We start from the raw sequence: 14,919 nt of genomic DNA, 5'->3' as shown, positions 1-14,919 counted from the left end.
CTATTTAGGGGTTTTTTATAAGAAAAGTTTTATTAAGTAATCTACTAAGAGAAAAGTTACAATTATTTGAATTGCAGTAATTAAAACTAAAGCTATAGATAAAAGAATTTTATGTTTAGTAAATTCTGTATCAGATTTTAATAAAAATAAGCCTTTTATTACACCGATAATTTCTACTAAAAAAAACAAAAACAAAAATATGTATATTATTTTAGCTAACATAAGGTACCTCCAACGTTTATAATTATAATAACATTTAGGAAAAATGTTTACAAAGAAAAAGAATTTGACAAATTATTCTTTGAAATTGTATAATTGCTATAAAAATTAATATGTGTTCGGATGAAGATAGTAGGAGAGTGGTTAAAATTTAACCCACCGAAGAAGCAAATCTTTCAGGTTTAAGGACTGCTATTGGACGAGCCCTTGGAGAGACTTAAGTTTAACTTAAGCACCGAAGGAGCAAGAAATAATTATTTCGAAACTCTCAGGTAAAAGGACAGGGGATTATAAAGCTTTTAGAGATTTATTAGCTTTATTTATCTCCTCCAAATTTAAAATTTAGGAGGAATTTTTTATGCAAAATTTTTTAGAAAAGCTAGATGCTATAGTTTGGGGACCACCTCTTATTATACTTTTAGTAGGAACAGGTATCTTTTTAACATTTAAATTAAAATTTTTACAAGTTACAAGACTTAAGAAAGCTGTTTGTCTTATCTTCCAAAAAGATAACGATGAAAAGTCAGGGAAAGGTGATGTATCATCTTTTGGAGCTCTTTGCACAGCATTATCTGCAACTATAGGTACAGGTAATATAGTTGGTGTTGCAACAGCTATAAAAGCAGGGGGGCCTGGTGCACTTTTTTGGATGTGGGTTGCTGCGTTTTTCGGAATGGCAACTAAATATGCAGAAGGTGTACTCGCTATAAAATATAGAGAGTTTGATAGCAAAGGAGAAGCTTGTGGAGGACCTATGTATTATATACAAAACGGAATGGGAAACAAGTGGCTTGCAAAAATCTTTGCATTGTTTGGAGTTTTAGTTGCATTATTTGGTATAGGAACTTTTGCTCAAGTAAAATCAATATCAGAAGCTGCAAAAACAAGCTTAAATATGCCAATAATAGTCACAGCTGTAATAGTTACGGTAATAGTAGCTTTAGTTACATTAGGTGGAATAAAAAGAATATCAAAGGTAGCTGAAAGTGTAGTTCCTCTTATGGCAGGATTATATATAGTTGGAGTTGTTATAGTAATTCTTTTTAATTTAGGAAGTGTTCCAAGTGCTGTAAAGTTAATCATAGAAAGCGCATTTAACCCAGAATCTGTATTTGGTGCAGGAGCTGGAATAGGAATTATAGTAGTTATGCAAAAGGGAATTAGTAGAGGAGTATTTTCAAACGAAGCTGGCCTTGGAAGTGCACCAATAGCTGCAGCTGCAGCTAAGACTAATTCACCTGCAAAACAAGGACTTATATCTATGACTGGAACATTTTTTGATACTATAATAATTTGTACTATGACAGGTATAGTAATAGTTTTAACTGGGATGTATTCTTCAAATTTAGATGGGGCGCTTCTTACAACAGCAGCCTTTTCAAAAGGATTCCCTATAGCGATACTTGGAAAATATATTGTAAATATAGGGCTTATATTTTTTGCTTTTACAACAATTTTAGGATGGAATTACTATGGAGAAAAATGCGTCTTATACCTTTTAGGAGAAAAGGCAGTAAAGCCATTTAAATATTTTTATATATTTTTAGTAGCAGTAGGAGCTTTCCTATCTTTAGATACTATTTTTATAGCTGCAGATATAGTAAATGGACTAATGGCTATTCCAAATCTTATTGCTATTATTGCATTAAGAAAAGTTGTCTTTGAAGAAACTGAAAAATACTTTGAAGAGATTGATAATAAAGAAATTTCTAGTGAGTTAGAAGTCTTAGAAGTTTAAAATATTAAAATGCCCTATTAATTAAATTTAGTTAATAGGGCATTAAATATTTAATTAAATTGTTTTAGGTAAAGATTAATTACATCATCTGAATCTATTTTATTCCATTTAATATTTTGAATTAATATTGACCTTCCAAGAGTTACGTAATGTGAACTTCGAAACTCTAAATAGTCATTTAATATAATGCTATATTTATCAATTATAGACTCTATTGTTCTGCCTGTTATTATATGTTCTTTATAAACTTTAGAACATTCTTTAAGTAGTGGATCGAAGGAGTCTTTTTTAAAATCTATAACTGAGTGAGCTAAATGGTCAGCTATTGTGTAATCATCAAAAATAACTGTGCCAAACACAGAAGGAAGCACAAGTTTTGTCTCTTTTGAAAGCTTGTTTAACTTTTGAGTTAAAATAGTAGATAAAGTTTTTGTTCCATTAGTTTTAAACTTATTTACTTTAAGGTGCATTGAGGCTAAGTAACATTGCCTTGATATGTTTGGTTTGTTTAATAAGTATAAAATATCACCAAGTAGGGTATAAGTATCAGGTATAGTAGAATCTATAGATATAGATTTTACTAAAGCTCTTTTTGCTTTGTTTAGATTTCCTTTGCGAATCATATCGATTGCAAATTTTCTAAGTAAAAGGGTGTTACTTACCATTATAGACCTCCATTAAAATTAATTATAAATAAATTATATCATTTACATATTTTAACATCAATAATTAATAAACCATATTAAACTTTTTTTCATTAAGTACTAAAGGAATAACCTTTTTATCTAAATTAGTAACTCTTATAAATCTATTTCCAAGTTCTATTTTTTCTATAAATGATTCTAAAAGTTTTTCTGACCCTTGCACTTCTATATAAACAGTACCATCTTCTAGGTTTTTACAAAAACCAGTTAAATTTAAAGTGTTTGCATTAGAAGCTAGAAAAAATCTAAAACCTACTCCTTGAACTCTTCCGCTTGCAATTATCTCTAATCTTTTCAAAATAATCATCCTCTCTTTGTAATTTTATACTTTAATTATATTGTCAGAAAATTCGAAATACAATATAATAAAAGAAAAAACATTTTAAGGTAAAAAAGGTGGTAAATGGTATGAAAAGTTTAATTTTAATTAAACCGGATGGGGTAGAGAAAAATGTAGTCGGTAATGTTTTAAGTATGTATGAAGAAAACAACTTAAAAATAGTTGAACTTAAAATGGTTACAATAACAAAAGAATTTGCAGGTGAGCACTATAAAGAACATAAGGGTAAAGTTTTTTATGATGATTTAATTAGTTTTATAACTAGAGGGCCATTAGTTTGTGCTGTACTTGAAGATGGAGAAGATATTATAGAAAAGGTTCGTGCAATTAATGGAAGCACAGACCCTAAAGAAGCAGCACCTGGAACAGTTAGAGCGCTATATGGAACGGATAAAACTCAAAACTGCGTACACGCATCTGATTCTTTAGAGAGTGCAAGAAGAGAAATCGAATTATGGTTTAAATAGTAAAAAGGCTACAAACGTAGCCTTTTTATTTTGGGAAAGTAATATAAAAAGTTGTTTTAGTGTTTTCTATGGAATCTACTGTTATAGTTCCATTATGAAGTGATACTATTTTTTTTACTATAGATAGGCCAAGCCCTGTTCCTTCAGAATTTCTAGATTCATCTCCTTTATAAAATCTTTCAAATATTCTAGGGATAGATTCTTTAGAAATTCCAGTTCCAGAATCAGTTATTTCAAAAAATATATTTTTTTCATCACTATTTAAAGAAAGTTTTATTATAGAGCTATCTTTTGAAAATTTTATGCTATTTCTTATAAGGTTTGTAAAAACGTGATAAAGTAGTTTGTTATCACCTAGCAAAATAGTATCTTTTAAATCTAAGTCAAACTCTAAGTTTTTGTTTGCCCAAAAGGGTTCTAAATCTAAGATAGCACGTCTTATTAATTCATCTAACTTAAAATTAGTTTTATCTATATTAGCTTTTGAGTTATCAAGGGAGGCTAGTTTTAGTAAATTATCACTAAGAGATGTAACTTTTAATACCTCTTCTTTTATAACGTTCGCATAATAAATTCTTTCTTCGTCAGAAATATTTTTATAAGTTAATAAATCAGAGAATCCCCGAATTGCAGTTATTGGTGTTTTGATTTCGTGAGAAACATTTGACACGAATTCGTTTCTCATTTTATCAGTTTTATTAAGTTCAACTAGCATATAATTAAAGGTGTTTATAAGTTCTCCGATTTCGTCATTACGTTTGTTTGGAATTTGAAACTCGTAGTCTCCAGAACTTACAGATTTAGTTCCAGATGTTAAAGTTTTTATAGGTTTAACTATGCCTCTTGCAATAATCATATAACCTATAAGTCCAGAAGATAGGACGAAAAATATATTTAAAAATAACCACTTATTAATCTTAACTACATCTTTTATATTAGAGACATTTATAAAAAGGGCATATGCTTTATTAGAATCTTTAATATAAAAACCAGATGGAGTATCTGCTGGGAAAAAGAAGTTTAAAGAGGTATCAGGATTTAAATCCTTTTTGTTATTTAATACTTCTTCTACTAAGGAATTTGAAACATTTAAAGATCTATCCTTTTTACTAGATTCAAATAAAAGCCCAGATTTATCATAAATAGCAACTCCTGTGATTGGGTAAAAGGTCATATTTATAAAATTATCTATAACGTCATACTGAGATGACTTATAAAGCTTATAGATATTTTCTATAGAAGTATCTAAATCATTTTGAAGATGGGATTTTATATCGTCGTAATGTATTTTAGATGTAATAAAAAATGATAAAACCATAGATATAAAAATTACGCAAAAAAAGCTAAAAACTAATTTGAAATAAATATACTTTTTAAAATTAAATATCATCTTTTAATTTGTAACCAAGTCCTCTTATAGTTATTATTTTAATACTTGAATCTGTTAATTTTTCGCGTAACCTTTTTATATGAACGTCAACTGTTCTATCATCTCCATCGTAGTCAAATCCCCAAATAGATTCTATAAGTTCATTTCTTGTAAAAACCTTTTGAGGGAAACTTGCAAGTTTGTAAAGAAGTTGAAATTCTTTTAAAGGTATATCTATTTCAGAATGGTTTAAAAAGAGCGAGCATTTATTATAATCTAGAACCATCTCTTTTAAAGTGATTACTTTATTTGATATTTTTATATATCTTTTTAAAAGTGCATTAACTCTTAAAATAAGTTCAGTAATATCAAAAGGTTTAACTAAATAATCATCGCTTCCAGTATTAAAGGCTAGAATTTTGTCTGAAATTTCTCCTTTGGCAGTAAGGATTAGTATAGGAATGTCTAATAATTCTTTTATTTTTGAAGTTAACTCTATGCCATTTAATTTTGGCATCATAATATCAATTATTGCTAAGTCTATAGAGTTTTCATAAATAATATCTAAAGCTTCTTCTCCATCTTTTGAAACTAAAACATTATAATTTTCTTTTTTTAATACTGTATATAATAAATTTCTTATATTTTTATCATCATCAACTACTAGAATATTAATCAAAAAATCACTCCCTTAAAAATTTAAGAAGTGGCACAAAAAATACCACTTCTTAAGTATAACTTATTTATTCTGAGCGTAAAGCATCTATAGGTAATAATTTTGATGCTTTGTTTGCAGGAGTTATTCCAAATACTACTCCGACAAATACAGAGAATAGAAGTCCAAAAGATACTACTCCCCAAGATATACCAGAGCTCACACCTAAAACAGAATTAAAGGCTAAGGAACCTAAAACTCCAAGTAGCGAGCCTATAATTCCACCTATTAAACTTATAACTATAGATTCAATTAAGAACTGAATAAGTATATCACGTCTCTTTGCACCTAGTGCTTTTCTTATTCCAATCTCCCTTGTTCTTTCAGTTACAGAAACTAGCATTATATTCATAATTCCAATTCCTCCAACTAAAAGCGAGATACCAGCAATAACACCTACTGTTGTTTTCATAGTGTCTTGCATTTGGTAGATAGTATCTAAGATTTGTTGCTGATTTATAAGTTTATAGTCATTTTTATCATCAAAGTTTTTGTTAAGCTTATTTTCAATAGATGCCATAGTGTTATCTATAATAGAATCATCTTTAACATTTAAATACATAGTGCTTACGTAAGGGTTTTTAATTATGCGGCTAGCAGAAGATATAGGCATATAGATTTGTTTGTCAGATGCAGTTAAATCTGCACCGGAAGTTTCGAGGATTCCTATAACTTTATACTTTATACCATTTATAGTTATATATTTTCCTATAGGGTCTACAAAGCCAAATATGTCTTTAGAGATAGTGTTACCTAAAACGCACACCTTTGAATTATATTTTACATCTACATTTTCTATAAGTCTTCCAGAATCAAGTTTTTTGTTTTGAAGTGAAAAAAAGTCTTTATCAGTTCCAGTAATAGATACTGATTCGTTGTAATTTTCATATCTTACGTTACTTGCACCAGAAACAGATGCAGATACATCTTTTACATTTGATAGATTTTTATATTTTAAAGCATCATCATAAGATAGTTGTTCGTTTGGATCTTTTGATGATATCATAACGCTTATAAGGTTTGAGCCTAAGCTGTCTAATTGTTCATTTACACTTGAAGTCATTGAGTTTGCAACAGAGACTAAAAGTGTAACCGATAATACACCTATTATTATTCCAAGCATAGTTAAAAGAGAACGCATCTTGTTTGAAAGAAGTTGCTTAAATGCTAGCTTGAAACTTTGAACTACCCCCATTTTTAATCCTCCATTCCTTCGTATAAAACGCCGTCTTTTATTCTAATTATTCTTTTTGCTTTTTTGGCAACTTCCATATCGTGAGTAATCATAACTACTGTACGGCCTTCTTCGTTTAATGATTTTATTAGATTCATGATATCTTTACTAGTTTTAGTATCTAAGGCACCAGTAGGCTCATCACAAAGAAGTATTTCAGGGTTTGTGCAAATAGCACGTGCTATAGCAACTCTTTGTTGTTGACCTCCTGATAGTTGAGTTGGAAGGTGTTTTTCTCTTTCTTTTAAACCTACCTTTTCTAAAGCGTTACGCGCTCGAGTAAGTCTTTCTTTTGATGATATACCGCTATAGATAAGAGGTAATTCAACATTTTCTAAAGCACTAAGCTTAGGTAGTAGGTTAAATTGTTGAAAGATAAAGCCTATTTTTTTATTTCTTATTTCGGATAACTTATTATCTGAAAGAGTTAATACGTCAAAACCATCTAATATGTAAGTTCCGCTATCAACTTTATCAAGGCAACCTATAAAATTCATAAAGGTAGACTTTCCAGACCCAGAAGGACCTACAATAGAAATAAAATCTCCTTTTTGAACAGTTAAGGTTATATCGTTTAAAACGTGAAGAGTTTCATCGCCCATATGATAAGTCTTATTAACATTTTCTATTTTTATAACTTCGTTTGTCATAATTTTACCCCCTACTTATTCATAAATGGAGGAGCCATTTGGTTAGAGGTTTTAGCTAAAGTGGGCAATTGCACTTTATCGCCTTTATTTAAACCTTTTGTAATTTCTATATAATCATCATTATGAATCCCAGTTGTGACTTTAATCTCTTTTGAGTCTTCAGGATTTATAACGTAATTTGTTCCGTCATCCTTTATATTTATAGCTTCTATTGGTACAAATAAAGTATCCTTTTTATTTTCTGTAGTTATAGTGCAAGTTCCTGTCATTCCGTCTTTAAGACCTTTTATGTCTTTATCTAAAGATACAGTGACAGGGTAAGAAGTAACACCATTTAAGACGTTTCCTTTTTCTGAGATATCTTCAATTTTCCCTTTGTAAGTTTTATCTGGGAAGGCATTAATATCGATATTTACCGTTTGATCTTTTTTCAGGTTAACAACATCTAGTTCATCTACTGACATTTGAAGTTCTAAATCTTTAAAGTCAGGATTTACTTTGTTTTTAGGAACAGCAACTGAAGAAGCAGAAACTTGAACTTTAAGGTTACCTTTTTCTACAGTTGCAGTTTGATAAACGTTAGTATTTTTATCTTTTGAGTCTTTTGATTTAGAAAGTGCAACGTATGACACTCCCCCTATAGCAATTACTCCGATTACTACTGTTATTATTATATTTTTTATGCTTTTATTCATTTAAAAACCTCCTAAAATGATTTGCTTTCGTAAATAGTATAAAAGCTATATTAACTAAATATGAACTAATTAATAGTTTAAGTAAATTAATTAAATTTTATTCTAAAAATAAATAAGAAGAGATTTAATTTGTAGAAAATATAAATTAAATAAAAGGAGGGTAGAGGAGTAATAAAAAAAGGATGTCTTAAATTTAAGACATCCTTTTTGTTATGAACGAACCTTTATCCAAGCTTGATCATATAATTTTAAAGTTTCAGCATTTAAATCTTTAAATACTACTGATTTTTTAAGTTCATCTTGAGTTGGGTATTGAGCTTTAACTTCATCTGGAAGCATGTTAAATGCATCTGTTATAGGAGTTTGATATCCTATATACTCAACGTTTTTAAGTGCATTTTCAGGTTTACATAAGAAGTTTATAAACTCTTCAGCTTCAGTTTTGTGTTTTGAACCTTTAGGGATACATAAACCGTCAAACCATTTATTAGTTCCTTCTTTTGGAACTACGTATTTTAATTCAGGGTTTTCTTTTATGATATATTGTGCATCACCTGACCAAACAGGAGCTAAAGCAGCATTTCCGCCTATCATAGCATCTTTAACTTCGTCTACCATGTAAGCTTGAACTAAAGGTTTTTGTTCTTCTAAAGCCTTTCCAGCTGCTGCGATTTCTTTAGGGTTTGTTGAATTCATTGAATATCCTAGCTTTTTTAATCCTATAGCCATAGAATCTCTTACAGAATCAAACATAATTATTTGACCGCTATAGTCTTTATCCCAAAGGATATCCCAGCTATTTACTGGCTTTTTAACCATTTCAGGGTTATATATTATTCCAATAGTTCCCCACATATAAGGAACTGAGTATTCATCTTTAGGGTCGTAAGATAATTTTTTAAATTCATCTCCAACATATTTGTAGTTTGGAATATTATTAAAATCTATCTTTTCTACTAAGTTTTCTTTAATCATTTTTTCAATCATATAATCAGATGGAACTACGATATCATATTCACTTGAACCACCTTTAACTTTAGTATACATAGTTTCATTTGTATCGTAAGTATCGTATGTAACGTCAATACCAGTTTCTTGTTCGAACTCTCTTATTAGATCTTCGTCTATATAATCTCCCCAGTTATAAACGTTAAGTTTACGTTTCTCACCAGTGTTTTTATCGCCAGCACAACCGGCAAAAAGTCCAACAGCTAATATAGCACTTAATGCTAAAGCACTTAAAACCTTAAGCTTTTTCATTTACTTCACCTCTTATATTTGATTTTCTGTTAACTAGTAGTAGTAATATTAATACTACTGCAAACATTATTGTAGATAATGCATTTATTTCAGGTTTAATACCACGTCTTGCCATAGAATAGATTTCTATTGAAAGGTTTGTTACGCCAGGTCCTGTAGTAAAGAAACTTATAACAAAATCATCAATAGACATAGTAAATGCCATTAAAAATCCAGCGAATATACCAGGTTTGATTTGAGGAAGGATTACCTTTCTAAAAGCATAAAAAGGAGTAGCTCCTAAATCAAGTGCAGCTTCTGTAGTGTTTTGAGGAAGCTGTCTAAGCTTTGGTAATACAGAAAGTATTACATATGGTATATCAAAAGATATATGGGCTAAAAGCATAGTATTAAATCCAAATTTAAAGTTAAAGAATATAAATAAACTCATAAGTGCAACCCCAGTAACTATATCAGGGTTTAATATTGGAAGATTATTTATATTTAAAAGGAGTTTTCTTTTACTTCTTCTCATATTATTAATTCCAATAGCTGTTATAGTTCCGACTATAGTTGCAATTATAGATGCTATTAGAGCTATTAAAACAGTGTAGTATAAAGCATCCATTAATCTGTTATTTTGAAATAATTTTGCGTACCATTTTAAAGAGAAGCCTCCCCATTTACCCATTGATACAGAATCGTTAAATGAATAAACCATTAAAGTAACAATAGGAGCATATAAAAACACAAAAATAATTGCTAAATAAAATCTTTTAATAAATTTTTCGATTCCTCTTACCATATATGAGCACCGCCTTCTTCGTTATCATCATCAAATTTTGACATAATAGCCATAGAGATAAGAATTATAATCATAAGTACAATTGCAAGTGCTGAACCAAAGTTCTTATCACTCATTGTTGTAAATTGTTGTTCTATAACATTACCTATAAGCATTTCTTTTCCGCCACCTAAAAGTTTTGGTATAACGAAAGTTGATACAGCAGGCATAAACACCATAGTTATCCCTGAAATTACACCAGGAATACTTAAAGGGAAAATTACCTTTGTAAAAATTTGCTTTTTAGTAGCTCCTAAATCAGAAGCTGCATTTATAAGGTTTTGATCCATCTTTGATAAAACAGTATAAATAGGTAATATCATAAATGGTAAGAAGTTATAAACCATTCCTAAAAGTGTAGCTGCATCTGTATATAAAATTTGAACAGGTGCAATTCCAAACACATTAAGTAGGCCATTTAAAATACCGTTTCTTCCAAGTATAGGAAGCCAAGCGTAAGTTCTAAGTAAGAAATTCATCCACATTGGAAGTATAAAAAGCATAATAACTATGTTTCTTTTTCTTTCATCCATCTTTGAAATAATATAAGCAACTGGATATCCTAAAATTAAACAGATAGCAGTTGATATAAAAGCAAGCCAAACTGAACGAATATAGATTTCTGCATATTGCTTTTGAAACATTCTTTGGAAGTTTTCAAAAGTGAAACCGTAGCCACTTCCTGAATCTTTAGTAAAACTAAAGAATAATACCATAATCAGAGGAACAATTATAAAAAGGGCAGACCATACTATATAAGGGTAAGCTGCAAAGCTTCTTCTTTTACTATTCATTATCAGGTACCTTTTCCATAACGTGTATATCTTCAGGGTATATATCTAATCCAATAACTGAACCTTCCTCTGCTGATTTAGTATTGTGGATTAGCCATTCTTTTCCAGAGTTTTCAAGTTTAACAACCATTTCATAGTGAACACCTTTAAAGATTACTGAAAGTACAGTTCCTTTAAGCATTCCATCTTCTTTTGAAACCATTTTTAAATCTTCAGGTCTAATTACAACTTGAACTGGAGTATTTTCACCAAATCCTCCGTCTACGCACTCGAAAGTAGTTTTTAAAAACTCAACTTTGTAATCTTTAATCATAGTGGCATCAACTATATTACTTTCACCTATAAAGTCTGCAACAAAGGCATTACTAGGTTCGTTATATATATCTTGCGGAGTACCCATTTGTTGGATTTCTCCTTTATTCATAACTACTATAGTATCTGACATAGTAAGTGCTTCTTCTTGATCGTGAGTTACAAATATAAATGTAATTCCAAGTCTTTGCTGAATGTTTTTAAGTTCTAATTGCATTTCTTTTCTAAGTTTAAGATCTAATGCACCTAAAGGCTCATCTAGAAGTAAAACTTCAGGTTCATTAACAAGAGCACGGGCAATAGCAACCCTTTGTTGTTGACCTCCACTTAAAGAATCTATCTTTCTTTTTTCAAAGCCACTTAAAGCAACTAATCTAAGCATCTCAGTAACTTTCTCATCTATTTCTTTTTTTGATTTCTTTTTTATTTTTAGACCAAAAGCTATATTTTCATATACGTTCATATGAGGAAATAAAGCATACTTTTGGAAAACTGTATTTACTGGTCTTTTGTAAGCTGGAAGATCTTTAATATCTTTTCCACCAAATAAAACTTCACCATTATCAGCTGTTTCAAAACCTGCGATTATTTTAAGAGTAGTAGTTTTCCCGCACCCACTAGGTCCAAGCAAAGTTAAAAACTCATTTCTCTTAATATTTAAATCTAGGCACTTTAATACCTCATTATCTCCATACGTCTTCTTTATACCTTTTAGCTCTAAAATATTATCGTTCATATTGAAACACCTCTTTCTAACAAATAACTAAAATGATGGGGGAGTACTTATCCAAATAATCTTTGCCATCGTTTTTCCTGGATTAGATATCCAGTGGTTATATTTTGGTTTAAAGTAAAAGGATTCTCCTTTTTTTACTTTATAGTTTTTATCCCCTAAGTGAAGAATAATACTTCCGTTTAAGACATATCCAAATTCTTCACCCTCATGGGGTTCTTCCTCCATGTACCTACCGCCTGATTCTAAAGTAAGCATAATTGGTTCCATTTCATTTTTCTGAGCATTTGGAACTAACCATTTAAGCTTGTACTTTAATTCGTCGTTTTCAGTTTCAAACATATCATCAGGGGAGTAAGTAATTCTTTCCTCGCCTTTTTCACTAAAGAATTCAGTTAAATCTGAACCTAAAATTTCTAAAATATCAACTAAGGTTGCTATTGATGGTGAGGTCAAGTCGTTTTCTATTTGAGATATAAAACCTTTAGATAATTCACATCTATTTGCTAATTCTTCTTGAGTAAGGGCTTTAGCCACTCTAAGGCTCCTTATTTTTTCTCCGATTTCCACCAAATATTCACCTTCCTAACACAAATATAAGTTTTACTAAACAAAAAGTTTAAGTTTACTAAACAAACACAATAAATTATAATGATTTTCTATAAAAAAATCAATATATTTTTAAAAAAAGTTTTTAAAAAAATTACGCGTAAAGATAAGCAGATAAAGGAGTCTAAGAATTATGTTATTATATGGGTTTAATAAAAACGAAAAAAAAGTTTAGAAATACTAAGGAATAGAAAAAAGTTATAAATGTTTAAAATTAACTATTTATCAGTAAAAGGAGAGTTATCTAAAAGAAATAAGCAATCTAATAAATAAAAGTAATATTAATGTATAGAAAACATGTACATTTATTTGTTATAATAAAATAAGGATTATGGTATAGAGAAATTTAGTAAAAGGGCATAGTTTTGGAAGGTGGTAATTATGTTACAGAATAATAATCTGTATAGAAGAAATGGAAAAAAGGTATATATAAAGCAACCGGAATTTAATGAGATGAGTTTTGTTAAAGAGTTATGGGCGGATAAAGAAACAATGGAAGGTATCGGAGGAGTTTATGATTTTTCTAGGAACAAGTGGGAAATGTTTTATAAAAAGATGGTTTCTCCAACTGATGGTAAGAACTTTTATTGTTTAATTTATAATTACAGAGATAAGCCTGTAGGAGAAGTTAGCTTTCATGGTTATGATTCTTCTACAAGTGTTGCACGTTTTAATGTAAAAATATTAGCTAGCCAAAGGAAAAAAGGCTTTGGAGAAGAAGCTGTTAGATTACTTTTAGAGTATTACTTCCAAGAATTCGGTGGAAAAATAATTATGGATAACATAATAACTGATTCTGGTGTAGAACTTGGGAAGAAATTAGGTTTTGAGGAAGTTAGAAAAAATGCTAATAACAGCATTACTATGAGAGTTTCAAGAGATACATTTTTAAGAACAGAAAAATGCACTAAAACAAATATAGAAATTCTTGTAACATCTGATATGAACATATTAGATTACACTATGCCAATAGAAATTTTCAAAAAAGCAAATAAGATAATGGGAAAAGAAATTTTCAATATAAAAAGTATACCTATGGAAGAAACTATTAATAAAGAATCAGAAATATACTATAACTTAAATAATGAAAATACAGAAAATCCAAATATTCTTATAATTCCAAGTGGTGCAAAAAGTAATATTTATAATAATAAAGATTATATTTTAGATTATATATTATCAAGATATAATGAATGCGACTTTATCTGCGCTATAGAAGAGGGGATTACTTGCTTAGCTTTATGTAGAGAACTAGATGGAATGCTTATACCTAGTGGTGAGTGGATTAAAAGTATTGAAGCTACTTATGTAGAAAATTGTAGAGCTGTAAATAAGAATTTTACAGACAATGGTAAGATAATGTTAAGTACTAATATTATGGGAAGTTTAGAACTTTATCTAAATCTAATCAAAAAAGTCGGTGGAAGAGATTTAGAACAAAAAATGGAAAAAGAAATAGGGCTAAAAAATAAGAGCTAGAATTTAATTCTAGCTCTTATTTTTTAGAAAATGTTGAAACTATAATAGAAACTATATCTTTAACAGTATCTATATGATTAGTTAAGTTATCTTTCATAACTATAGCATCAGCTGTAGCTTCTGTAGCTACATTACTGATATCTTTAACATTATCTGATATATCTTTTGTATTTTTAAGTGTGCTATCTAGGTTGTCTTTATTATCTTCAAGCAATTTGTTTACGTTTGTTAGTACTTTTAATAGTTTGAATAAAACAAGAATTAAAACTATTAAAGCTACTATACCTAGTATTGCAAGTAAGATATCAAATAGCACAGAAACATTTATATACATAAAATTATACCTCAGTTGTTTCTTCTACTTTTTCTTCTTCACTTACATTTTCAGTATTTTCTTTTTTTGAATTTAAATAATCTTTTATTTTAGCTTTAGCTTCATTAAGATTAGTTTTTGTAGTTTCAGTAGCTTCTATAGCTTTAGCTTTTACTTTATCTGAAACTTCATTTGCACAACCTTTGATATCATCTCTAGTTTCTTTTCCTGATTTTGGAGCGAATAATATTCCGCTTATTGCACCAAGTGCAGAACCAGCAGCTAACCCTATTGCTACGGTTTTAGCTTTCTTTCTGTTTTCTTTTCTAGCTTTTTCTCTCTTTTTTTGTTCTATTAATTTTGATAAATTCATAATAAAACCTCCCATCAATTTTATATGTAATATTTATTATCTCTATTATAACCTAGTAAATTCGGAATTAGTTAAATAAATGGTACATTTAA

At 29.3% G+C, this 14,919-nt stretch carries 18 protein-coding genes and 2 riboswitches; of the genes, 3 read left to right on the top strand and 15 right to left on the bottom strand.

Annotated features, from left to right (window positions below):
• Positions 1-15: 15 nt before the first annotated feature.
• Positions 16-222: a hypothetical protein gene (locus tag INR60_RS07060; RefSeq protein ID WP_194190770.1), complete on the bottom strand. Its 207-nt coding sequence runs from the start codon at positions 220-222 to the stop codon at positions 16-18.
• Between the two features lie 120 nt (positions 223-342).
• Positions 343-421, top strand: a riboswitch (glycine riboswitch).
• Positions 422-423: 2 nt separating this feature from the next.
• A riboswitch (glycine riboswitch) is annotated at positions 424-506 on the top strand.
• A 71-nt stretch (positions 507-577) separates the two neighbouring features.
• Between INR60_RS07060 and INR60_RS07055 the strand changes: the two genes are divergently transcribed.
• Positions 578-1,957, top strand: a complete 1,380-nt coding sequence (locus INR60_RS07055) for an alanine/glycine:cation symporter family protein (protein WP_194190769.1) — start codon at positions 578-580, stop codon at positions 1,955-1,957.
• 50 nt (positions 1,958-2,007) lie between these two features.
• Here INR60_RS07055 and INR60_RS07050 read toward each other — a convergent pair whose 3' ends face one another.
• Both INR60_RS07050 and INR60_RS07045 read right to left on the bottom strand, forming a co-directional pair.
• A complete protein-coding gene (locus INR60_RS07050; RefSeq protein ID WP_194190768.1) occupies positions 2,008-2,622 on the bottom strand; it encodes a hypothetical protein in 615 nt (204 codons plus the stop codon).
• 64 nt (positions 2,623-2,686) lie between these two features.
• Positions 2,687-2,962: an acylphosphatase gene (locus INR60_RS07045; RefSeq protein WP_420797485.1), complete on the bottom strand. Its 276-nt coding sequence runs from the start codon at positions 2,960-2,962 to the stop codon at positions 2,687-2,689.
• A gap of 107 nt (positions 2,963-3,069) precedes the next feature.
• On the opposite strand from INR60_RS07045, the gene ndk reads away from it, so the two are divergent.
• The gene (ndk, locus tag INR60_RS07040) at positions 3,070-3,468 is read left to right on the top strand and encodes a nucleoside-diphosphate kinase (RefSeq protein ID WP_194190766.1); all 399 of its coding nucleotides are present in this window, start codon (positions 3,070-3,072) and stop codon (positions 3,466-3,468) included.
• Between the two features lie 25 nt (positions 3,469-3,493).
• Here the strand turns inward: ndk and INR60_RS07035 are convergent, their stop codons facing one another.
• The 10 genes from INR60_RS07035 to relB form a co-directional block, all read right to left on the bottom strand.
• Entirely contained in the window at positions 3,494-4,786 is a 1,293-nt protein-coding gene (locus INR60_RS07035) for a HAMP domain-containing sensor histidine kinase (RefSeq protein ID WP_194190765.1), read from the bottom strand.
• 61 nt (positions 4,787-4,847) lie between these two features.
• The gene (locus tag INR60_RS07030; protein WP_194190764.1) at positions 4,848-5,516 is read right to left on the bottom strand and encodes a response regulator transcription factor; all 669 of its coding nucleotides are present in this window, start codon (positions 5,514-5,516) and stop codon (positions 4,848-4,850) included.
• Positions 5,517-5,580: 64 nt separating this feature from the next.
• Positions 5,581-6,747, bottom strand: coding sequence for an ABC transporter permease (locus INR60_RS07025; RefSeq protein WP_194190763.1), 1,167 nt, complete (start codon positions 6,745-6,747; stop codon positions 5,581-5,583).
• A gap of 2 nt (positions 6,748-6,749) precedes the next feature.
• Positions 6,750-7,436 carry an ABC transporter ATP-binding protein gene (locus INR60_RS07020; protein WP_194190762.1) on the bottom strand — a complete coding sequence of 229 codons (687 nt, stop codon included), beginning with the start codon at positions 7,434-7,436 and terminating at the stop codon, positions 6,750-6,752.
• Positions 7,437-7,447: 11 nt separating this feature from the next.
• Positions 7,448-8,131 carry an efflux RND transporter periplasmic adaptor subunit gene (locus tag INR60_RS07015; protein WP_194190761.1) on the bottom strand — a complete coding sequence of 228 codons (684 nt, stop codon included), beginning with the start codon at positions 8,129-8,131 and terminating at the stop codon, positions 7,448-7,450.
• A 210-nt stretch (positions 8,132-8,341) separates the two neighbouring features.
• Complete coding sequence (locus INR60_RS07010; protein ID WP_194190760.1) at positions 8,342-9,391, bottom strand: ABC transporter substrate-binding protein; 1,050 nt, start codon at positions 9,389-9,391, stop codon at positions 8,342-8,344.
• A complete protein-coding gene (locus tag INR60_RS07005) occupies positions 9,378-10,175 on the bottom strand; it encodes an ABC transporter permease (protein WP_194190759.1) in 798 nt (265 codons plus the stop codon). Before INR60_RS07005 ends, INR60_RS07010 begins: the two co-directional genes overlap by 14 nt.
• A complete protein-coding gene (locus tag INR60_RS07000) occupies positions 10,169-11,008 on the bottom strand; it encodes an ABC transporter permease (protein WP_194190758.1) in 840 nt (279 codons plus the stop codon). Before INR60_RS07000 ends, INR60_RS07005 begins: the two co-directional genes overlap by 7 nt.
• A complete protein-coding gene (gene potA, locus INR60_RS06995) occupies positions 11,001-12,056 on the bottom strand; it encodes a spermidine/putrescine ABC transporter ATP-binding protein (protein ID WP_194190757.1) in 1,056 nt (351 codons plus the stop codon). Before potA ends, INR60_RS07000 begins: the two co-directional genes overlap by 8 nt.
• A 27-nt stretch (positions 12,057-12,083) precedes the next feature.
• On the bottom strand, positions 12,084-12,623 hold the full coding sequence (gene relB, locus INR60_RS06990; RefSeq protein WP_194190981.1) for a type II toxin-antitoxin system RelB family anti-toxin: 540 nt from the start codon (positions 12,621-12,623) through the stop codon (positions 12,084-12,086).
• A 420-nt stretch (positions 12,624-13,043) separates the two neighbouring features.
• On the opposite strand from relB, the gene INR60_RS06985 reads away from it, so the two are divergent.
• A complete protein-coding gene (locus INR60_RS06985; RefSeq protein WP_194190756.1) occupies positions 13,044-14,141 on the top strand; it encodes a GNAT family N-acetyltransferase in 1,098 nt (365 codons plus the stop codon).
• A 16-nt stretch (positions 14,142-14,157) separates the two neighbouring features.
• Here the strand turns inward: INR60_RS06985 and INR60_RS06980 are convergent, their stop codons facing one another.
• Both INR60_RS06980 and INR60_RS06975 read right to left on the bottom strand, forming a co-directional pair.
• Entirely contained in the window at positions 14,158-14,475 is a 318-nt protein-coding gene (locus INR60_RS06980; protein ID WP_194190755.1) for a hypothetical protein, read from the bottom strand.
• Positions 14,476-14,479: 4 nt separating this feature from the next.
• The gene (locus INR60_RS06975) at positions 14,480-14,827 is read right to left on the bottom strand and encodes a YtxH domain-containing protein (RefSeq protein ID WP_194190754.1); all 348 of its coding nucleotides are present in this window, start codon (positions 14,825-14,827) and stop codon (positions 14,480-14,482) included.
• Between the last annotated feature and the right edge of the window lie 92 nt (positions 14,828-14,919).

This window comes from Clostridium chrysemydis, assembly GCF_015234215.1.
GTDB lineage: Bacteria > Bacillota > Clostridia > Clostridiales > Clostridiaceae > Clostridium > Clostridium chrysemydis.
Note: the sequence above shows the minus strand (reverse complement) of the source record. Positions and strands in the feature narration are given on the sequence as shown.

Coding starts and splice junctions, on each gene's coding strand:
- INR60_RS07060 (WP_194190770.1), bottom strand. CDS start 222: ATGTTAGCTAAAATAATATACATATTTTTGTTTTTGTTTTTTTTAGTA.
- INR60_RS07055 (WP_194190769.1), top strand. CDS start 578: ATGCAAAATTTTTTAGAAAAGCTAGATGCTATAGTTTGGGGACCACCT.
- INR60_RS07050 (WP_194190768.1), bottom strand. CDS start 2,622: ATGGTAAGTAACACCCTTTTACTTAGAAAATTTGCAATCGATATGATT.
- ndk (WP_194190766.1), top strand. CDS start 3,070: ATGAAAAGTTTAATTTTAATTAAACCGGATGGGGTAGAGAAAAATGTA.
- INR60_RS07035 (WP_194190765.1), bottom strand. CDS start 4,786: ATGGTTTTATCATTTTTTATTACATCTAAAATACATTACGACGATATA.
- INR60_RS07025 (WP_194190763.1), bottom strand. CDS start 6,747: ATGGGGGTAGTTCAAAGTTTCAAGCTAGCATTTAAGCAACTTCTTTCA.
- INR60_RS07020 (WP_194190762.1), bottom strand. CDS start 7,436: ATGACAAACGAAGTTATAAAAATAGAAAATGTTAATAAGACTTATCAT.
- INR60_RS07015 (WP_194190761.1), bottom strand. CDS start 8,131: ATGAATAAAAGCATAAAAAATATAATAATAACAGTAGTAATCGGAGTA.
- INR60_RS07010 (WP_194190760.1), bottom strand. CDS start 9,391: ATGAAAAAGCTTAAGGTTTTAAGTGCTTTAGCATTAAGTGCTATATTA.
- INR60_RS07005 (WP_194190759.1), bottom strand. CDS start 10,175: ATGGTAAGAGGAATCGAAAAATTTATTAAAAGATTTTATTTAGCAATT.
- INR60_RS07000 (WP_194190758.1), bottom strand. CDS start 11,008: ATGAATAGTAAAAGAAGAAGCTTTGCAGCTTACCCTTATATAGTATGG.
- potA (WP_194190757.1), bottom strand. CDS start 12,056: ATGAACGATAATATTTTAGAGCTAAAAGGTATAAAGAAGACGTATGGA.
- INR60_RS06985 (WP_194190756.1), top strand. CDS start 13,044: ATGTTACAGAATAATAATCTGTATAGAAGAAATGGAAAAAAGGTATAT.
- INR60_RS06980 (WP_194190755.1), bottom strand. CDS start 14,475: ATGTATATAAATGTTTCTGTGCTATTTGATATCTTACTTGCAATACTA.
- INR60_RS06975 (WP_194190754.1), bottom strand. CDS start 14,827: ATGAATTTATCAAAATTAATAGAACAAAAAAAGAGAGAAAAAGCTAGA.